Raw genomic sequence first — 17,528 nt, 5'->3', positions numbered from 1 at the left:
CACTGCACCGAGACTGCAGGACCGATATAATGCGGCCCTTTGCCGTCGTTTCGTCGATTCGACGTGTGGCCGCCGTTTCCGTGGAAGAACCTATGAAAAGCGCAGAAATCCGTGAAGCCTTCCTCCGCTTCTTCGAAGAGCAGGGACATACTCGCGTTGCCTCCAGCTCCCTGATCCCGGGTAATGACCCGACCCTGCTGTTCACCAACGCCGGCATGAACCAGTTCAAGGACTGCTTCCTCGGCCAGGAAAAGCGCGCCTACACCCGCGCCGTGAGCAGCCAGAAGTGCGTGCGCGCCGGTGGCAAGCACAACGACCTGGAAAACGTCGGCTACACCGCCCGTCACCACACCTTCTTCGAGATGCTGGGCAACTTCAGCTTCGGCGACTATTTCAAGCGCGATGCCATCACCTTCGCCTGGACCTTCCTGACCTCGGACAAGTGGTTGAACCTGCCCAAGGAAAAGCTGTGGGTCACCGTCTACGCCAGCGACGACGAAGCCTACGACATCTGGACCAAGGAAGTCGGCGTGCCGGCCGAGCGCATGGTGCGCATCGGCGACAACAAAGGCGCCCCGTACGCCTCCGACAACTTCTGGACCATGGGCGACACCGGCCCGTGCGGCCCGTGCACCGAGATCTTCTATGACCACGGCGCCGACATCTGGGGCGGCCCACCCGGCTCGCCGGAAGAAGACGGCGACCGCTACATCGAGATCTGGAACAACGTCTTCATGCAGTTCAACCGTACCGCCGACGGCGTCCTGCACCCGCTGCCCGCCCCGTCGGTGGACACCGGCATGGGCCTGGAGCGCATCAGTGCGGTGATGCAGCACGTGCACTCGAACTACGAGATCGACCTGTTCCAGAGCCTGCTGGCCGCCGCCGCCGAAGCCATCGGCTGCAGCAACGACGACCAGCCATCGCTGAAAGTGGTCGCCGACCATATCCGTTCCTGCGGCTTCCTGATTGCCGACGGCGTGCTGCCGTCCAACGAAGGCCGTGGCTACGTGCTGCGCCGCATCATTCGCCGCGCCTGCCGCCACGGCAACAAGCTGGGCGCCAAGGGCAGCTTCTTCCACAAGATCGTCGCCGCCCTGGTGGCCGAGATGGGCGAAGCCTTCGCTGAGCTGAAGAGCCAGCAGGCGCACATCGAGCGCGTGCTCAAGACCGAGGAAGAGCAGTTCGCCAAGACCCTCGAGCAGGGCCTGCGCATCCTCGAGCAGGACCTGGCCCAACTGCAGGGCAAGGTCGTCCCGGGCGACGTGGTGTTCAAGCTGTACGACACCTACGGCTTCCCCATGGACCTCACCGCCGACATCGCCCGCGAGCGCGAGTTGACCATCGACGAAGCCGGCTTCGAGCGTGAAATGGAAGCCCAGCGCGAGCGTGCCCGTTCCGCCAGCGCCTTCGGCATGGACTACAACAGCCTGGTCAAGGTCGACACCGCCACCGATTTCCTCGGCTACGACACTACCGAAGGGCAAGGCAAGATCGTCGCCCTGTACAAGGATGGTCAGTCGGTCGACCAGTTGGGCGAAGGCGAGGAAGGCGTGGTCGTGCTCGACCGCACGCCGTTCTACGCCGAGTCCGGCGGCCAGGTTGGCGACAGCGGCTACTTGCAGGCCGCTGCCGCGCGCTTCGACGTGCGCGATACCACCAAGACCGGTGGTGCCTTCCTGCACCACGGCGTGGTCGCCAGCGGTGCGCTGGTCATCGGCTCGCCGGTCGAGGCCAAGGTCGATGCCGAGGTGCAACACGCCACCTCGCTGAACCACTCGGCCACTCACCTGCTGCACGAAGCGTTGCGCCAGGTGCTGGGCGATCACGTGCAGCAGAAGGGCTCGCTGGTCGACAGTCAGCGCCTGCGTTTCGACTTCAGCCACTTCGAGGCGGTGACGCCTGCGCAGATCAAGGCCCTGGAAGACATCGTCAACCGCGAAGTGCGCAGGAACACCCCGGTCGAGACCGAGCTGACCGATATCGAAACCGCCAAGGCCAAGGGCGCCATGGCACTGTTCGGTGAGAAATATGGCGACACCGTGCGTGTGCTGAGCATGGGCGGTGATTTCTCCGTCGAGCTGTGTGGCGGCATCCATGCCAAGCGCACCGGCGACATCAGTCTGTTCAAGATCATCAGCGAAGGCGGCGTGGCCTCTGGCGTGCGCCGTATCGAAGCGGTCACCGGCGCCGCTGCGCTGGCCTACCTGAACGCTGCCGAAGAGCGGGTCAAGGAAGCCGCGCAGCTGGTCAAGGGCAACCGCGACAACCTGATCGACAAGCTGTCGGCTGTGCTTGAGCGCAACCGCCAGCTGGAAAAGCAGCTCGAGCAGCTGCAGGCCAAGGCCGCCAGCGCCGCCGGGGACGATCTCTCCAACGCGGCCGTTGAGGTCAAGGGTGCCAAGGTCCTCGCCGCCCGCCTGGATGGGCAGGATGGCAAGGCCCTGCTGGCGCTCGTCGATCAGCTGAAGAACAAGCTCGGCCATGCAGTGATCCTGCTGGGCAGCGAGCATGAGGGCAAGGTCGTGCTGGTGGCTGGCGTGACCAAGGACCTCTCCAGCCAACTCAAGGCTGGCGATCTGATGAAACAAGCCGCTGCGGCGGTCGGTGGCAAGGGCGGCGGTCGCCCTGACATGGCCCAGGGTGGTGGCGTCGACGTCGCCGCGCTGGACAAGGCCCTGGCCCTGGCAGTGCCGTTCGCCGAGCAGGGACTTTGAGATGAGGCGGCCGGCGGTCTAGTCGCCGGTCGTTTCATGTTGGATTGTTTTTTGGGGCCCTTTAGGGCTGAGGCACCTTTGAAATGGCGTTGATCGTACAGAAATTTGGCGGTACCTCTGTCGGTTCCATCGAGCGGATCGAGCAGGTTGCCGACAAGGTCAAGAAATTCCGCGAGCAAGGCACCGACCTGGTGGTCGTGCTGTCGGCGATGAGCGGGGAAACCAATCGCCTGATCGACCTGGCGAAGCAGATCACCGACAAGCCCGAACCCCGCGAGCTGGACGTGATCGTCTCGACCGGCGAGCAGGTCACCATCGCCCTGTTGTCCATGGCCCTGATGAAGCGTGGCGTGCCGGCGGTGTCCTACACCGGCAACCAGGTGCGCATCCTCACCGACAGCGCGCACAACAAGGCGCGCATCCTGCAGATCGACGACCAGAAGATCCGCGCCGACCTCAAGGCCGGCCGTGTCGTGGTGGTTGCCGGTTTCCAGGGTGTCGACGAGCACGGCAACATCACCACCCTCGGTCGTGGCGGCTCCGACACCACCGGCGTGGCCCTGGCGGCGGCGCTGAAAGCCGACGAGTGCCAGATCTACACCGATGTCGATGGCGTCTACACCACCGACCCGCGTGTCGTGCCCCAGGCCCAGCGCCTGGAGAAGATCACCTTCGAAGAGATGCTGGAAATGGCCAGCCTCGGTTCCAAGGTGCTGCAGATCCGCTCGGTGGAGTTCGCCGGCAAGTACAACGTCCCGCTGCGCGTGCTGCACAGCTTCAAGGAGGGTCCGGGTACCCTCATTACCATCGATGAAGAGGAATCCATGGAACAGCCGATCATTTCCGGTATCGCCTTCAACCGTGATGAGGCCAAGCTGACCATTCGTGGCGTCCCGGACACCCCAGGCGTTGCCTTCAAGATCCTCGGCCCGATCAGCGCCGCGAACATCGAAGTCGACATGATCGTGCAGAACGTCTCGCACGATAACACCACCGACTTCACCTTCACCGTGCACCGCAACGAGTACGAGAAGGCGCTGAGCGTGCTGGAGAACACCGCCCGCGAGATCGGCGCGCGTGAAGTGATCGGCGACACCAAGATTGCCAAGGTATCGATCGTCGGCGTCGGCATGCGTTCCCACGCAGGGGTTGCCAGTCGCATGTTCGAGGCCCTGGCCAAGGAGAGCATCAACATCCAGATGATCTCCACCTCCGAGATCAAGGTCTCGGTGGTGATCGAAGAGAAGTACCTGGAGCTGGCCGTACGCGCGCTGCACACCGCGTTCGAGCTCGATGCTCCTGCCCGACAGGGTGAGTGACACGCTGCCTGGAGGGGCGCGGCTTGCCGCGCCCTTCGCGTTTCTGGTCGCAGCGGCTGTCCCTGTCCAGGCAGCCGTGGCGGTCGATCCGGGCCAGTGCCGTCGTCCCCGGCCAGGCCCAGCTTTTCAAAGACTGTTGTCCCTGAAGATTCATGTGAGGAGAAAACTATGCTGATTCTGACTCGTCGGTGCGCCGAGAGCCTGATCATTGGTGACGGTGAGATCACCGTGACGGTCCTGGGTGTCAAAGGCAACCAGGTGCGTATCGGCGTGAGCGCGCCGAAAGAAGTGGCCGTTCACCGCGAGGAAATCTACCTGCGGATCAAGAAAGAGAAGGACGAGGAGCCAAGCCTTTAATTCTTTTGAAGTTTTTTTCAAAAAAAGGGTTGCAAACGAGGAAGGGTGTGTTTAATATTCGCCTCGTGTTGCGGTGAGGTGGCCGAGTGGCCGAAGGCGCTCCCCTGCTAAGGGAGTATACCTCATAAGGGTATCGGGGGTTCGAATCCCCCCTTCACCGCCATTATTTGCCTGAAGCGCTTCAAGCGATTCGAATGGCACAGCAAGACACGGACTCATAGCTCAGCTGGATAGAGTACTCGGCTACGAACCGAGCGGTCGGAGGTTCGAATCCTCCTGAGTCCGCCACTTTTGAAGTGGCTTTGCTTGCGAGGCTGCTTCAATCAACCAGTGGTAATCTGGTCTAAAACTACCCCACGGACTCATAGCTCAGCTGGATAGAGTACTCGGCTACGAACCGAGCGGTCGCAGGTTCGAATCCTGCTGAGTCCGCCACTTTTGAAGTGGTTTTGCTTGCAAAGGCACTTCAACAAGCCAGTGGTAATCTGGCCTAAAACTACCAACCACGGACTCATAGCTCAGCTGGATAGAGTACTCGGCTACGAACCGAGCGGTCGCAGGTTCGAATCCTGCTGAGTCCGCCACTTTTTGAAGTGGCTCTGCTTGCAAAGACGCTTCAACAAGCCAGTGGTAATCTGGCCTAAAACTACCACCACGGACTCATAGCTCAGCTGGATAGAGTACTCGGCTACGAACCGAGCGGTCGCAGGTTCGAATCCTGCTGAGTCCGCCATACATCAAGAAGCCCGCTCATTTGAGCGGGCTTTTTGTTTTCCGTATGCGCTGAATTGTCGCAGATGTCCATCTAAGCTACTGCTGTAGGCGAACCTTGCAAGGATCTGCTGCTGTAGATCGAGTCGATACAAAACGAATGTGCTTTTAACGCCAGAGCAACCGTCGCACTGATGGCTTCGAGCGTTGTCATAGCTTTAGCGCGCAAACGATTGTTCTAGCCAAAAATTTAAGCGATCCGACAGCTTGCACAGTGTATGATTGCGCCCGTCAGCCCCGCCGGGGCTTGTGGAATACCACCATGGACTTACCCAGTAGTTACTCGCTAACACGCTTCATACAGACAGATCTGACCGATTGATTCTCCCGGCGTGCTCCGCTGCTGGGAGTGGAGTTCGCCTATGACCGAAATCGAAGTAAAGAAAACCCAAGACAGCCTGCAGGATCGCCTGGCCCAGGTGATCGAACTGTTGCAGCGCCAGCGGGTGGTCGAGGACCTGACGCACCGTCAGGAAGGTCATCACCATGACCTGGTGGAAAACCTGGTCCACCGCCAGAACCTGGTCGAGCTGCAGCGCAAGCTCGACGACCTGCACCCCGCCGACATCGCCTACATCCTCGAAGCCCTGCCCCTGGACGATCGCCTGACGGTCTGGCAGTTGGTGCGCTCCGACCGTGACGGCGACATCCTGCTTGAAGTCTCCGATGCCGTGCGCCAGACCCTGATCGCCGACATGGACGATCACGAGTTGCTGGCGGCCGCCAAGGAGATGGACGCCGACGAACTCGCCGACCTGGCTCCGGAATTGCCTCGCGATGTCGTTCATGAGCTCATGGAGAGCCTCGATGCCCAGCAGCGCGAGCGTGTGCGCTCGGCTCTGAGCTACGACGAGGAGCAGGTCGGTGCGTTGATGGACTTCGAGATGGTCACCATCCGCGAAGATGTCAGTCTCGAAGTGGTATTGCGCTACCTGCGCCGGCTCAAAGAGCTGCCAGGGCACACCGACAAGCTGTTCGTGGTCGATTACGACGGTATTCTCAAGGGCGTGCTGCCCATCAAGCGCTTGTTGGTCAACGACCCGGACAAGAAAGTCGCGGAGGTCATGGCCAATGACCCGGTGACCTTTCACCCCGAGGAAGATGCCTACGACGCGGCTCAGGCCTTCGAGCGATACGACTTGGTCTCCGCTCCGGTGGTGGACAAGAAAGAGCGCTTGATCGGCCGCCTGACCATCGATGAAATGGTCGATCTGATCCGTGAGGAAAGTGAGAGCGAAGTGCTCAACATGGCCGGTCTGCGCGAGGAGGAAGACATCTTTGCCTCGGTCTGGCGCTCGCTGCGCAACCGTTGGGCCTGGCTGGCCATTAACCTGATCACCGCGTTTGTGGCGTCGCGGGTGATCGGCCTGTTCGAAGGCTCCATCGAGAAGCTGGTGGCCCTGGCGGCATTGATGCCGATCGTTGCCGGTATCGGCGGTAACTCCGGCAACCAGACCATCACCATGATCGTTCGCGCCATGGCACTGGACCAGGTGTCACCGGGCAACACCAGCCGTCTGATGCGCAAGGAGCTGGCGGTATCGTTGATCAATGGCCTGGTCTGGGGTGGTGTGATCGGGGTGGTGGCGTTCTGGCTGTACGGCAGTTGGTCGTTGGGGTTGGTCATGACCGCCGCGATGACCTTGAACCTGCTGCTGGCAGCGCTGATGGGTGTACTGATCCCGATGACGCTGACGCGCCTGGGCCGAGATCCGGCAATGGGGTCGAGCGTGATGATCACTGCCGTCACCGACAGCGGTGGATTCTTTATCTTCCTCGGCCTGGCAACGCTGTTCCTGATGTAGGTCGAGGGAGCGCCAGAAACAAGAAAGCCAGCTTACGCTGGCTTTTTTGTGTGCGCTTGGTTGGATCAGGACGCGTCGGCGGCCATTTCCACATCGTGAGCGATGAGGGCGACCAGCGCATTCTGCTGGCGGTGGGACAACTGGCGGAAGCGTTGCAGCAGTTCGCGTTCGTGAAGGCTGAGCTCTGGGCTGTCCAGGCGCATGCTCAGCTCGTCACCCAGAGCACCTTCCTGGATGAGACTCTGCTCCAGGCGGGCGATGATCTCGGAGTTCATGCTGCGGTGATGGTTGCGCGCTACCTCGGCAATGCGCTCACGCATCCCGTCTGGCAGGCGGACGACAAACTTGTCAGCGGTGCGGCTGGAGTAGATAGCCTGTTTCATTGGGCGCATATAAATTGACCGGTTGTTCTGGTTCAGGGGAGCGGTTCTCAAATTGGCCGCACGGTGGAAGTACGACCGCGGCGACGACAAAATGTTCAACCGTGATGTGATTTTGGTTCTTCATCTTGCCTCATGGTCGCCGTTTCCTTGGCGTCAATTCTGTGACAAATAGTGATCTCGATAAAGGCTTTTTGCCAGTACCAATTATCAGAAATGAGCACTGGTTTGAAAAGTTTCACATTCATCGAATTGCACAGGTGTCAGACAAATGCCGTCAAAATCTGGTAAAAGACAGCAAAGGGTCAGGGAAAATCACTAAATGCGCTGGTTTTCCATACATTGAGCATAGTGGCTATGCAATATGACGCAAGCGGTGGGGCGGCCTCAAGGGGTCGCTTGATATACCTCATGGGACCGTCTGGGGCGGGAAAAGATTCCCTACTCGAGGCGGTCCGTGAGCGATTGCTCGCCCAAGGGATTGAAACCGCCCGGAGGGTCATCACGCGCTCTGCCGAAGCAAAGGGTGAAGCCGCGCATGGCGTGAGCGCAGAACGTTTCGAGGCGATGCGCGAAGCGGGGGCCTTTGCGTTGGACTGGCAGGCCAATGGCCTGCGCTATGGCATCCCAGCACAGCTGGATCTCTGGCTCGCTGCAGGGCGCTCGGTACTGGTCAACGGTTCCCGGGCGTACCTGCCGATTGCCCGGCAGCGCTATCCCGACCTCGTGGCCGTGGGGCTGGTCGTTTCACCGCTGGTACTGCGCCAGCGCTTGCTAGCCCGGGGGCGGGAGAGCACCGAGCAGATCGAGCAGCGCCTGGCCCGAAACTTCAGGCTGCAGGCCTACGATTCCGGCGTGCATGTCGTGGACAATTCCGGGTCGTTGGCCGGTGCGGTGGAGGCGTTGATTGCACTGTTGCGTAGCGAAGGCGTGATCGCTGACACGGAGGGTAAAAGGCCGACGTGCATAATGCCCGATTGATACATGACAAATGCGCACATGCTGGTTAACATGCTCGCCGTCCCCGCCGTACAGCGTCCGCTGTTGGCTCCAGTGTCTCAGTAGCTCAATTGGATAGAGCATCCCCCTCCTAAGGGGAAGGTTGCAGGTTCAAATCCTGCCTGGGACGCCATTTCCCCTTGTGCTTTTCCATAGCCCAGTGTGCCCGCGTACCTGCCTCAGAGCTGGGCGCTGTAACGTTGCTCGGTATCCCGGGCATCCTCAGAGGCTAGCCTGCCCTGCGACTGGCTGGCGACCTGCGCGTTTTGCGCCTGATGTTCGACCTTGGCCTGGACCTTCGCTTCAATCTCTTCCTGCATACGTCGAGCGATCAGCTGATCGACCCTCATTTTTTGCTCGGGCGGCAACGCGTCGTACTCCTCCGGACTCAAGCCGAGCTCCTGAAGCATCTTTTCCTTGATCTTCTCTGCCGGCGACTTGGCCATGTAATCGCGAAACTCCTGTAGGGCGCTGGATCCTTCCTGTTTGCCCACGCTGGCCTGTTCACGCTTGGCCGCGTCCGGATTCTGCAGCATGACCATCAGCTTGGCGAAGGCCTCCTTGCGATTGTCTTCGGCGTGTTGCTGCGAAGTGCTGCCCTGATTGTTCTGCTGTGCTGAGGTTTTCGCGCTGGCCATCAGCGGCTGGAGCGCAGGCAACTGTGCTGCAGACTGTTCGAGAACGCTGCGTTGCTGTTGCTGCACGGTCTGCCACCCCAGGCCGTTCGCTGTGATAAGCATGTTTCCTCCATGAACGACTGTTAGAGAGGCGACTAAAGGGGCAAAAGCTGTGCCAGCGGTGGTGGAGCGGCAAAATAGGCCGTAAGGGCTATTCCGGCGACCTTTCGCTCGGAATATGCTTGCCCGGCAGAGGAACGGTATTGCCGCTAGCGGCAAAAAATAGCAAGTGTCGGCAGCACCGGTTACGGGGCGCAGTTGCTGGGCAACAGGGAGAGCGTCCATGAGTCAGGCAGCAAAGCCGATACCGGCTGGCTTCACCGAGCAGCAATTGCACACCTTGTTCGAACTGATCAGCGACGGCATCTGGGACTGGGATGCCAACAGCGGCTACGTCTACCGCAACCCGGGCTGGTACGCGATGCTGGGTTACCCCAGTCACTCGCTGGACAACTCCGTGCTGACCTGGGAAAGCGTGATACACCCGCAGGACTATCCGCGGGTGATGGCGCATTTCGAGGCCTATATCACCCAGCGCAACGAGCGCTACCGCATCGAGTACCGGTGCCGTTGCCAGGATGGCAGTTACCTGTGGGTCGAGGACAGCGGCCATATCATCGCCCGCAACGCCGATGGCTCGGTGGCGCGAATGCTCGGGGCCCATCGCAATATCGACGCAGGCAAGCGCCTGGTGGAGGAGCTCGAACAGCGCAACCAATCGCTGGAGGGCCAGGTGGCCGAACGTACCCGTGAGCTGTCATGGGTCAACCAGCAATTGCAGCGGCAACTGGATGAGAACCGCGAGCTGGCCGAGCGGGATGCGTTGACCCGTACCGCCAACCGCTATCGCCTGGAGAAAACGCTCCAGCAGGAGTGTGAGCGCGCCCGGCGCTTCCGTGAGCCACTGGCATTGATCGCCATGGACCTGGACGACTTCAAGCCGATCAACGACCTGCACGGTCATGCCCGCGGGGATGCCGCGTTGATCGAGGTCACCGAGCGCATCCGTCAGTGCCTGGGTGGTCGGGGGCTGCTGGCCCGCTGGGGAGGTGATGAGTTTGCCGTGGTGTTGCCGCGCACATCGCTGGAACAGGCCTGTGAGGTGGCGTCGGCGATCCGCACGGCGATGGCGGCGATCGAGCCCATCGGCACGTGTCGGCTGACCATGAGCTATGGCGTGGTGCAGTGGCGTGAGGGTGACGATGTCGGCGGGTTGCTGGCACGGGCGGATCAGGCGCTGTATCGGGCCAAGGCGGATGGCAAGAACACCGTAGCCGAGTGATGGTCAAAAAAGACCCGCGGCGCCTGGGGCGCAGCGGGCCAAATCGGCTAGTGCCGCTTCAGTGTCTTCAATCAGATGTGCAGTGCGTGCCCCAGGGCGCGCAGCGCCGCTTCCTGTACCGCCTCGCCCAGCGTCGGGTGGGCATGGATGGTCCCGGCGATGTCTTCCAGGCGCGCGCCCATCTCCAGGGACTGGGCGAAGGCACTGGACAGTTCGGAAACTGCCACGCCCACGGCTTGCCAGCCGAGGATCAGATGGTTGTCACGGCGAGCCACCACGCGCACGAAGCCGCTCTTCGACTCCAGGCTCATGGCCCGGCCATTCGCGGCGAAGGGGAACTGCGCGACGATGCAATCCACACCTTGCTGGCCGGCCTGTTCCGGGGTCTTGCCGACCACCACCACTTCCGGGTCGGTGAAGCACACCGCGGCGATTGCGGCCGGCTCGAAACGTCGCGTCTTGCCGGCGATGATCTCGGCGACCATCTCGCCCTGGGCCATGGCCCGGTGCGCCAGCATCGGCTCGCCGGCCACGTCGCCGATGGCCCAGACGTTGCGCATGCTGGTCTGGCAGCGCTCATCAATGGCGATGGCGGCGCCGTTCATCTTCAGGTCCAGGCTTTCCAGGCCGAAACCTTTGCTGCGTGGACGGCGACCCACGGCCACCAGCACCTGGTCAGCTTCCAGGCGCAGTTGCCCACCCTGGCCGTCGCTGGCCAGCAGGCAGCCGTCGGCATAGCCTTCGACACTGTGGCCCAGGTACAGGGCGATGCCGAGTTTCTTGATCGAGTCGGCCACCGGCGCGGTGAGCTCCGCGTCGTAGGTCGGCAGGATGCGTTCGCGGGCTTCCACCACGCTGACCTTGGCGCCCAGCTTGCGGTAGGCGATACCCAGTTCCAGGCCGATGTAGCCGCCGCCGACCACCACCAGGTGCTCGGGCATGGCCTTGGGCGCCAGGGCCTCTGTGGAGGAAATGATCGGCCCGCCAATCGGCAGCATCGGCAGTTCGACACTGCTGGAGCCGGTGGCCAGCAGCAGGTGTTCGCACTGGATGCGCTGGCCTTCGACTTCGACGCTCTTGCCATCGAGGATCTTCGCCCAACCATGGATCACCTTCACACCGTGCTTTTTCAGCAGCGCGGCGACGCCGCTGGTGAGGCGGTCGACGATGCCGTCCTTCCACTCGACGCTGCGGCTGATGTCCAGGCGCGGCGAGGACACGCTGATGCCCAGCGGTGAAGGTTCGGTGTAGCGGCTGGCTTGGTGGAACTGCTCGGCCACGTGGATCAGCGCCTTGGACGGAATGCAGCCGATGTTCAGGCAGGTGCCGCCCAGGGCCTGGCCTTCGACCAGCACGGTGGGGATGCCCAGTTGCCCGGCGCGGATGGCGGCCACATAGCCGCCGGGGCCGCCACCGATGATCAGCAGGGTGGTGTTGATGAGCTCTTGCATGATCACTCCACGAACAGGCAGGCAGGCTGTTCCAGCAGGCCGCGCACGGCCTGGATGAACAGTGCGGCATCCATGCCATCGACCACGCGGTGGTCGAACGAGCTGGACAGGTTCATCATCTTGCGCACGACGATCTGGCCGTCGATCACGACCGGTCGTTCGACCATGCGGTTGACGCCGACGATCGCCACTTCCGGGGTGTTGACCACCGGGGTGCTGACGATGCCGCCGAGGGCGCCGAGGCTGGTCAGGGTGATGGTCGAACCGGACAGCTCTTCACGGCTGGCCTTGTTGTTGCGCGCCGCGTGAGCGACACGGGCGATCTCGCTGGCGTTGCTCCACAGGCTGCCGGCTTCGGCATGGCGCAGCACGGGCACCATCAGGCCGTTATCACCCTGGGTGGCGATGCCGACGTGCACCGCGCCGTGGCGGGTGATGACCTGGGCTTCGTCGTCGTAGGTGGCGTTGATCTGCGGGAAGTCGCGCAGGGCGACGACCATGGCGCGCACCAGGAACGGCAGCAGGGTCAGCTTGCCGCGGCTGTCGCCATGCTTGGCGTTGAGCTGCTGGCGCAGGGCCTCGAGGGCAGTGACGTCGATTTCTTCGACGTAGCTGAAGTGGGCGACACGACGCTTGGCGTCCTGCATGCGCTGGGCGATCTTGCGGCGCAGGCCGATCACCGGCACCTGCTCGCTGTCGGTGCGTTTGCCGTAGCCTCCGGGTGCCTGCCCGGCACTGCTCTGCGGCTTGCTGATGAAGGCGTCGAGGTCTTCGTGCAGGATGCGCCCGGCCGGGCCGCTACCGTGTACGTAGCGCAGTTCGATACCGGCATCCAGGGCACGCTTGCGTACCGCCGGGGAGGCCAGCGGCTTGTCATGGGCCTCGCGCGGCACGATGGGCGCGGCTGCGTGGGTCGCGGCAACCTGCGGCTGGGGCTCGACGCGGGGCTCGGGGCGGGCCGCGGCCTGTACCGCTGCAGGTGCCGGCTCGGCCTGTTTGGCCTGAGGCGTGTCGACATGATTGCCGCTGCCTTCGACTTCGATGCGGATCAGCTCGCTGCCGACCGCCATCACCTCACCAGGCTGGCCGCCCAGGGCCAGCACCTTGCCGCTGACCGGCGAAGGGATTTCCACGGTGGCCTTGTCGGTCATGACATCGGCCACCACTTGATCTTCGGCGATCACATCGCCGACCTTGACGAACCATTCCACCAACTCGACCTGCGCGATGCCTTCGCCAATGTCCGGCATCTTGATGACGTGCGTGCCCATTCAGACCTCCATGACCCGTTTCAGTGCCGCGCCTACCCGCGAAGGGCCGGGGAAGTAGGCCCATTCCTGTGCGTGGGGGTAGGGGGTATCCCAGCCGGTGACGCGCTCGATCGGCGCTTCGAGGTGATGGAAGCAGTGCTCCTGGACCAGCGATACCAGTTCCGCGCCGAAGCCGCAGGTGCGAGTGGCTTCGTGCACGACCACGCAGCGGCCGGTTTTCTTCACCGACTCGACGATGGTCTCCAGGTCCAGCGGCCACAGGCTGCGCAGGTCGATGACCTCGGCGTCGACGCCGCTCTCTTCGGCCGCTACTTGCGACACATACACGGTGGTGCCGTAGGTCAGCACGGTGACGTCGTTGCCCGGGCGGGTGATCACCGCCTTGTCCAGCGGCACGCTGTAGTAGCCATCCGGCACGGCGCTGTGCGGGTGCTTGGACCACGGCGTCACCGGACGGTCGTGGTGGCCGTCGAACGGGCCGTTGTACAGGCGCTTGGGCTCAAGGAAGATCACCGGATCGTCGCATTCGATCGAGGCGATCAGCAGGCCCTTGGCGTCGTAGGGGTTCGATGGCATGACGGTGCGCAGGCCGCAGACCTGGGTGAACATCGCCTCGGGGCTCTGGCTATGGGTCTGGCCGCCGTAGATGCCGCCACCGCAAGGCATGCGCAGGGTCAGCGGGGAGATGAACTCACCGGCCGAGCGATAGCGCAGGCGGGCCATTTCCGAGACGATCTGGTCGGAGGCGGGGTAGAAGTAGTCGGCGAACTGGATCTCGACCACCGGGCGCAGGCCATAGGCGCCCATGCCCACGGCGGTGCCGACGATGCCGCTTTCGGAGATCGGCGCGTCGAACACGCGGGACTTGCCGTACTTGGTCTGCAGGCCTTCGGTGCAGCGGAACACGCCGCCGAAGTAGCCAACGTCCTGGCCATAGACCACCACGTTGTCATCGCGCTCGAGCATGACATCCATGGCCGAGCGCAGGGCCTGGATCATGGTCATGGTGGTGGTGGACATGGCGTTTTCCAGATGGATGCTGTTGTTGTGATCGTTCATCTCAGACCCCCAGTTCCTGGCGCTGACGGCGCAAGTGGTCGGGCATTTCCTTGTACACGTCCTCGAACATCGACGCGGCGCTGGGGATATGGCCGTTGCTCAGAGTGCCGAACTGTTCGGCGTCCTTCTGCGCCTTGATCACCTCGGCCTCGAGCTCGGCGGTGACCGCCTGGTGCTCTTCCTCGGACCAGTGGCCAAGCTTGATCAGGTGCTGCTTGAGGCGGGCGATCGGGTCGCCTAGTGGGAAGTGGCTCCAGTCGTCGGCCGGGCGGTACTTGGACGGATCGTCCGAAGTCGAGTGCGGGCCGGCACGGTAGGTGACCCATTCGATCAGCGTCGGGCCCAGGCCGCGGCGAGCGCGTTCGGCGGCCCAGCGCGAAGCGGCGTAGACCGCGATGAAGTCGTTGCCGTCGACACGCAGCGAAGCGATGCCGCAACCCACGCCACGGCCGGCGAAGGTGGTCGACTCGCCCCCGGCGATGGCCTGGAAGGTCGAGATCGCCCACTGGTTGTTGACCACGTTGAGGATCACCGGGGCGCGGTAGACGTGGGCGAAGGTCAGCGCGGTGTGGAAGTCGGACTCGGCAGTGGCGCCGTCGCCGATCCATGCCGAGGCGATCTTGGTATCGCCCTTGATCGCCGAGGCCATGGCCCAGCCGACCGCCTGGACGAACTGGGTGGCCAGGTTGCCGCTGATGGTGAAGAAGCCGGCCTCGCGCACCGAATACATGATCGGCAGCTGGCGGCCCTTGAGCGGGTCACGGGTGTTGGACAGCAGCTGGCAGATCATGTCGACCAGCGACACGTCGCGGGCCATCAGGATGCTCTGTTGGCGATAGGTGGGGAAGCACATGTCGGTGCGGTTCAGGGCCAGGGCCTGGCCGCTGCCGATGGCTTCCTCGCCCAGGCTCTGCATGTAGAAGGACATCTTCTTCTGACGCTGGGCAACCACCATGCGGCTGTCGAAGATGCGCGTCTTGAGCATGGCGTGCATGCCCTGGCGCAGCACCTGCGGCTCGATGCCCTCGGCCCACGGGCCAACGGCGTCGCCATGCTCGTTGAGCACGCGCACGAGGCTGTAGGAAAGGTCCGCGGTGTCGGCGGCTTCCACATCGATAGGGGGTTTACGGACTTGACCGGCGTCGTTCAGGCGCAGGTAGGAGAAATCGGTCTGGCAGCCTGGCCGGCCTGTAGGCTCGGGCACATGCAGACGCAGGGGGGCGTACTCGTTCATGCTTTTTACGCTCGCTCGAATGTTGTTTTTGTGAGCTTTGAAGCGGCCGCCGCTGACTGCCGGCTCGTGACTGGCAGGTCAGCGTCTTTTTACATCATAGGGGGACGGCAGGAGAATTTTTCTCTCAAGTTCGTTGCCTTTCTCCTGTGGCGCAGATAAACATTCCGTACAAACACAAAAACCAGGTCAATTTCTCTCATGCGTAAACTGGATCGAACGGATATCGGCATCCTCAACAGCCTGCAGGAAAACGCCCGCATCACCAACGCGGAGCTGGCGCGCTCGGTCAACCTGTCGCCCACGCCGTGCTTCAATCGGGTCAAGGCCATGGAGGAGCTGGGGGTGATCCGCCAGCAGGTCACGCTACTGTCGCCCGAGGCGCTGGGTCTGGATGTGAATGTGTTCATCCACGTTAGCCTGGAAAAGCAGGTGGAGCAGTCGCTGCATCGCTTCGAGGAAGAAATTGCCGAGCGCCCGGAGGTGATGGAGTGTTACCTGATGACCGGGGATCCGGACTACCTGCTGCGGGTGCTGCTGCCAAGCATCCAGGCACTGGAGCGCTTTCTCGATTACCTGACCCGCTTGCCCGGGGTGGCGAACATTCGCTCCAGCTTTGCCTTGAAGCAGGTGCGCTACAAGACCGCGTTGCCGCTGCCGGCCAATGGCATGACGTTGCGCGAGCAATGATCCGGGCGCGGTGCCTGGGGTGCTTGATATTTTAAACACCCCCGGCCTATGTTGTGTGCGTCGCCATTCCCGGCATGCGAACACAACAAGAAGGACAGCGTCATGACGACCGAAGGCCCGCGCAACCAGGCAGTGCTCCTGGAGGGCATCGATGAAATCGAGTGCGTCACCCCCGACCTCAACGGCGTGCCCCGCGGCAAGGTGATGACCGCCGAGGGCTTCCTCGAGGGGCGCCGCCTGCAGATGGCCCGTGGCGTGCTGCTGCAGTGCATCATGGGCGGTTACCCGGCGGCAAAATACTATGGCAGCGACGATGGCGACCTCGCGCTGGTGGCCGAACCCTCGCAGATCCACCGCCTGCCCTGGAGCGACGAACCTCGGGCATTGGCGATCTGCGATGCGGTGGAACTCGATGGCACTCCTTCGGGGTTGTCCAGCCGTGGCCAGCTCAAGGCGGTGATCGCCAGGTACGCCGAGCGCGGGCTGGCACCGGTGGTGGCGACCGAGCTGGAGTTCTTCGTCTTTGCCGCCAACAGCGACCCGAGCCAGCCATTCCAGCCGCCGCTAGGCAAGGACGGACGCCGGGAGATGGGCCACTCGGCCTTCAGCGTCAGCTCCAACAACGGTCTGCGCCCGTTCTTCAACGAGGTGTACCGCTGCATGGCGGCGCTGGGCCTGCCACGCGACACCTTCATGCACGAGATGGGCGTCAGCCAGTTCGAGATCAACCTGCTGCACGGCGATCCTTTGCTGCTGGCCGACCAGACCTTCCTGTTCAAGCACCTGCTCAAGGAGGTCGCGCTCAAGTATGGTCTGACCGTAGTGTGCATGGCCAAGCCACTGGCGCACACGCCCGGCAGTTCGATGCACATTCACCAGAGCCTGGTGGAGGTCGGCAGTCGGCGCAACGTGTTCAGCGACGAGCAGGGTAGGGCGACCGACACCTTCCACCATTTCATCGGTGGCCTGCAGGCCTGCCTGGCCGATTTCACCGCGCTGTTCGCGCCGAACGTCAATTCCTACCAGCGCCTGTGCCACCCCTATGCGTCACCGAACAACGCTTGCTGGTCCGAGGACAACCGTGCCGCGGGCCTGCGCATCCCGGCCAGCGCGCCTGTGGCGCGGCGGGTGGAAAATCGCCTTCCGGGCGCCGATGCCAACCCTTACCTGGCCATTGCCGCAAGCCTCGCCGCCGGCCTGTACGGTATCGAACGGCAGATTGCGCCGACGCCGGCCATCCAGGGCGAGTTCGAGGTGCCGGAGCACCTGAGCCTGCCTTGCACCCTGCATGCCGCGCTTGAGCGGCTCAAGCGCAGCGGCCTGGCGCGGGAACTGTTCGGCAGGGAGTTCATCGAAGGCTACATCGCCACCAAGACCTTGGAGCTGAGCGATTTCTTCGATGAAATCACCCCCTGGGAGCGTCGTGTGCTGGCCGCGCAGGCCTGAGCGCGACACGACCGCTACTGGATGCGCCCCCACGGCTCTTTTTGATGCTTGGGGGCCTGTGCCAAGATGGATT

General features: G+C 62.7%; 14 protein-coding genes and 6 tRNA genes. 14 read left to right on the top strand and 6 right to left on the bottom strand.

Translation table 11 applies throughout. The features are described 5' to 3' along the window. Positions 1-92: 92 nt before the first annotated feature. The 9 genes from alaS to mgtE all read left to right on the top strand — a co-directional run bounded on the left by alaS (position 93) and on the right by mgtE (position 6,969). Positions 93-2,717 (top strand): alanine--tRNA ligase, encoded by a 2,625-nt coding sequence (gene alaS / locus LU688_RS20140; protein WP_160291116.1) that lies wholly within the window; start codon positions 93-95, stop codon positions 2,715-2,717. Between the two features lie 83 nt (positions 2,718-2,800). Beyond that, complete coding sequence (locus LU688_RS20135) at positions 2,801-4,036, top strand: aspartate kinase (RefSeq protein ID WP_028691060.1); 1,236 nt, start codon at positions 2,801-2,803, stop codon at positions 4,034-4,036. Between the two features lie 168 nt (positions 4,037-4,204). After that, positions 4,205-4,393 (top strand): carbon storage regulator CsrA, encoded by a 189-nt coding sequence (gene csrA / locus LU688_RS20130; protein ID WP_003254503.1) that lies wholly within the window; start codon positions 4,205-4,207, stop codon positions 4,391-4,393. Between the two features lie 72 nt (positions 4,394-4,465). Beyond that, positions 4,466-4,556: transfer RNA gene (locus LU688_RS20125), tRNA-Ser, on the top strand. Positions 4,557-4,604: 48 nt separating this feature from the next. After that, positions 4,605-4,681, top strand: a tRNA-Arg gene (locus LU688_RS20120). Between the two features lie 70 nt (positions 4,682-4,751). Next, positions 4,752-4,828, top strand: a tRNA-Arg gene (locus LU688_RS20115). 72 nt (positions 4,829-4,900) lie between these two features. Beyond that, positions 4,901-4,977, top strand: a tRNA-Arg gene (locus LU688_RS20110). A 72-nt stretch (positions 4,978-5,049) separates the two neighbouring features. Further along, a tRNA-Arg gene (locus LU688_RS20105) sits at positions 5,050-5,126 on the top strand. A 400-nt stretch (positions 5,127-5,526) separates the two neighbouring features. Beyond that, positions 5,527-6,969: a magnesium transporter gene (gene mgtE, locus LU688_RS20100; RefSeq protein WP_023629439.1), complete on the top strand. Its 1,443-nt coding sequence runs from the start codon at positions 5,527-5,529 to the stop codon at positions 6,967-6,969. A 65-nt stretch (positions 6,970-7,034) separates the two neighbouring features. Here mgtE and LU688_RS20095 read toward each other — a convergent pair whose 3' ends face one another. Beyond that, positions 7,035-7,361: an Arc family DNA-binding protein gene (locus LU688_RS20095; protein ID WP_003254499.1), complete on the bottom strand. Its 327-nt coding sequence runs from the start codon at positions 7,359-7,361 to the stop codon at positions 7,035-7,037. Between the two features lie 345 nt (positions 7,362-7,706). Here LU688_RS20095 and phnN point away from each other — a divergent pair, with 345 nt between their 5' ends. Next, a complete protein-coding gene (gene phnN, locus LU688_RS20090) occupies positions 7,707-8,330 on the top strand; it encodes a phosphonate metabolism protein/1,5-bisphosphokinase (PRPP-forming) PhnN (protein WP_094011873.1) in 624 nt (207 codons plus the stop codon). A gap of 74 nt (positions 8,331-8,404) precedes the next feature. Then, positions 8,405-8,481, top strand: a tRNA-Arg gene (locus tag LU688_RS20085). A 46-nt stretch (positions 8,482-8,527) separates the two neighbouring features. Here LU688_RS20085 and LU688_RS20080 read toward each other — a convergent pair. Then, positions 8,528-9,052 carry a hypothetical protein gene (locus LU688_RS20080; protein WP_232888127.1) on the bottom strand — a complete coding sequence of 175 codons (525 nt, stop codon included), beginning with the start codon at positions 9,050-9,052 and terminating at the stop codon, positions 8,528-8,530. Between the two features lie 256 nt (positions 9,053-9,308). On the opposite strand from LU688_RS20080, the gene LU688_RS20075 reads away from it, so the two are divergent. Further along, positions 9,309-10,307: a sensor domain-containing diguanylate cyclase gene (locus tag LU688_RS20075; RefSeq protein ID WP_023629442.1), complete on the top strand. Its 999-nt coding sequence runs from the start codon at positions 9,309-9,311 to the stop codon at positions 10,305-10,307. 71 nt (positions 10,308-10,378) lie between these two features. Here the strand turns inward: LU688_RS20075 and lpdA are convergent, their stop codons facing one another. The 4 genes from lpdA to LU688_RS20055 are packed head-to-tail and all read right to left on the bottom strand — an operon-like array spanning position 10,379 to position 15,322. Continuing rightward, the gene (gene lpdA / locus LU688_RS20070; RefSeq protein WP_038706570.1) at positions 10,379-11,758 is read right to left on the bottom strand and encodes a dihydrolipoyl dehydrogenase; all 1,380 of its coding nucleotides are present in this window, start codon (positions 11,756-11,758) and stop codon (positions 10,379-10,381) included. A gap of 2 nt (positions 11,759-11,760) precedes the next feature. Then, a complete protein-coding gene (locus LU688_RS20065; protein WP_094011874.1) occupies positions 11,761-13,029 on the bottom strand; it encodes a dihydrolipoamide acetyltransferase family protein in 1,269 nt (422 codons plus the stop codon). Then, complete coding sequence (locus tag LU688_RS20060; RefSeq protein ID WP_038706568.1) at positions 13,030-14,088, bottom strand: alpha-ketoacid dehydrogenase subunit beta; 1,059 nt, start codon at positions 14,086-14,088, stop codon at positions 13,030-13,032. It abuts the gene before it with no gap. A gap of 1 nt (position 14,089) precedes the next feature. Then, a complete protein-coding gene (locus tag LU688_RS20055; RefSeq protein WP_094011875.1) occupies positions 14,090-15,322 on the bottom strand; it encodes a 3-methyl-2-oxobutanoate dehydrogenase (2-methylpropanoyl-transferring) subunit alpha in 1,233 nt (410 codons plus the stop codon). 198 nt (positions 15,323-15,520) lie between these two features. Between LU688_RS20055 and bkdR the strand changes: the two genes are divergently transcribed. After that, positions 15,521-16,009, top strand: a complete 489-nt coding sequence (gene bkdR, locus LU688_RS20050) for a Bkd operon transcriptional regulator BkdR (RefSeq protein ID WP_028691050.1) — start codon at positions 15,521-15,523, stop codon at positions 16,007-16,009. A 204-nt stretch (positions 16,010-16,213) separates the two neighbouring features. Next, on the top strand, positions 16,214-17,455 hold the full coding sequence (locus LU688_RS20045; RefSeq protein WP_177182930.1) for a glutamine synthetase family protein: 1,242 nt from the start codon (positions 16,214-16,216) through the stop codon (positions 17,453-17,455). Positions 17,456-17,528 lie beyond the last annotated feature (73 nt).

The sequence above is a fragment of the Pseudomonas soli genome, from assembly GCF_021283165.2.
Taxonomy (GTDB): Bacteria; Pseudomonadota; Gammaproteobacteria; order Pseudomonadales; family Pseudomonadaceae; genus Aquipseudomonas; species Aquipseudomonas soli.
This window is presented reverse-complemented; position numbering and strand designations above follow the sequence as displayed.

Excerpts from the sequence above, each read along its gene's own strand:
- mgtE (WP_023629439.1), top strand. The coding sequence starts at position 5,527 with ATGACCGAAATCGAAGTAAAGAAAACCCAAGACAGCCTGCAGGATCGC.
- phnN (WP_094011873.1), top strand. The coding sequence starts at position 7,707 with ATGCAATATGACGCAAGCGGTGGGGCGGCCTCAAGGGGTCGCTTGATA.
- lpdA (WP_038706570.1), bottom strand. The coding sequence starts at position 11,758 with ATGCAAGAGCTCATCAACACCACCCTGCTGATCATCGGTGGCGGCCCC.
- csrA (WP_003254503.1), top strand. The coding sequence starts at position 4,205 with ATGCTGATTCTGACTCGTCGGTGCGCCGAGAGCCTGATCATTGGTGAC.
- LU688_RS20060 (WP_038706568.1), bottom strand. The coding sequence starts at position 14,088 with ATGAACGATCACAACAACAGCATCCATCTGGAAAACGCCATGTCCACC.
- bkdR (WP_028691050.1), top strand. The coding sequence starts at position 15,521 with ATGCGTAAACTGGATCGAACGGATATCGGCATCCTCAACAGCCTGCAG.
- alaS (WP_160291116.1), top strand. The coding sequence starts at position 93 with ATGAAAAGCGCAGAAATCCGTGAAGCCTTCCTCCGCTTCTTCGAAGAG.
- LU688_RS20075 (WP_023629442.1), top strand. The coding sequence starts at position 9,309 with ATGAGTCAGGCAGCAAAGCCGATACCGGCTGGCTTCACCGAGCAGCAA.
- LU688_RS20065 (WP_094011874.1), bottom strand. The coding sequence starts at position 13,029 with ATGGGCACGCACGTCATCAAGATGCCGGACATTGGCGAAGGCATCGCG.
- LU688_RS20135 (WP_028691060.1), top strand. The coding sequence starts at position 2,801 with ATGGCGTTGATCGTACAGAAATTTGGCGGTACCTCTGTCGGTTCCATC.
- LU688_RS20055 (WP_094011875.1), bottom strand. The coding sequence starts at position 15,322 with ATGAACGAGTACGCCCCCCTGCGTCTGCATGTGCCCGAGCCTACAGGC.
- LU688_RS20045 (WP_177182930.1), top strand. The coding sequence starts at position 16,214 with ATGACCGCCGAGGGCTTCCTCGAGGGGCGCCGCCTGCAGATGGCCCGT.
- LU688_RS20095 (WP_003254499.1), bottom strand. The coding sequence starts at position 7,361 with ATGCGCCCAATGAAACAGGCTATCTACTCCAGCCGCACCGCTGACAAG.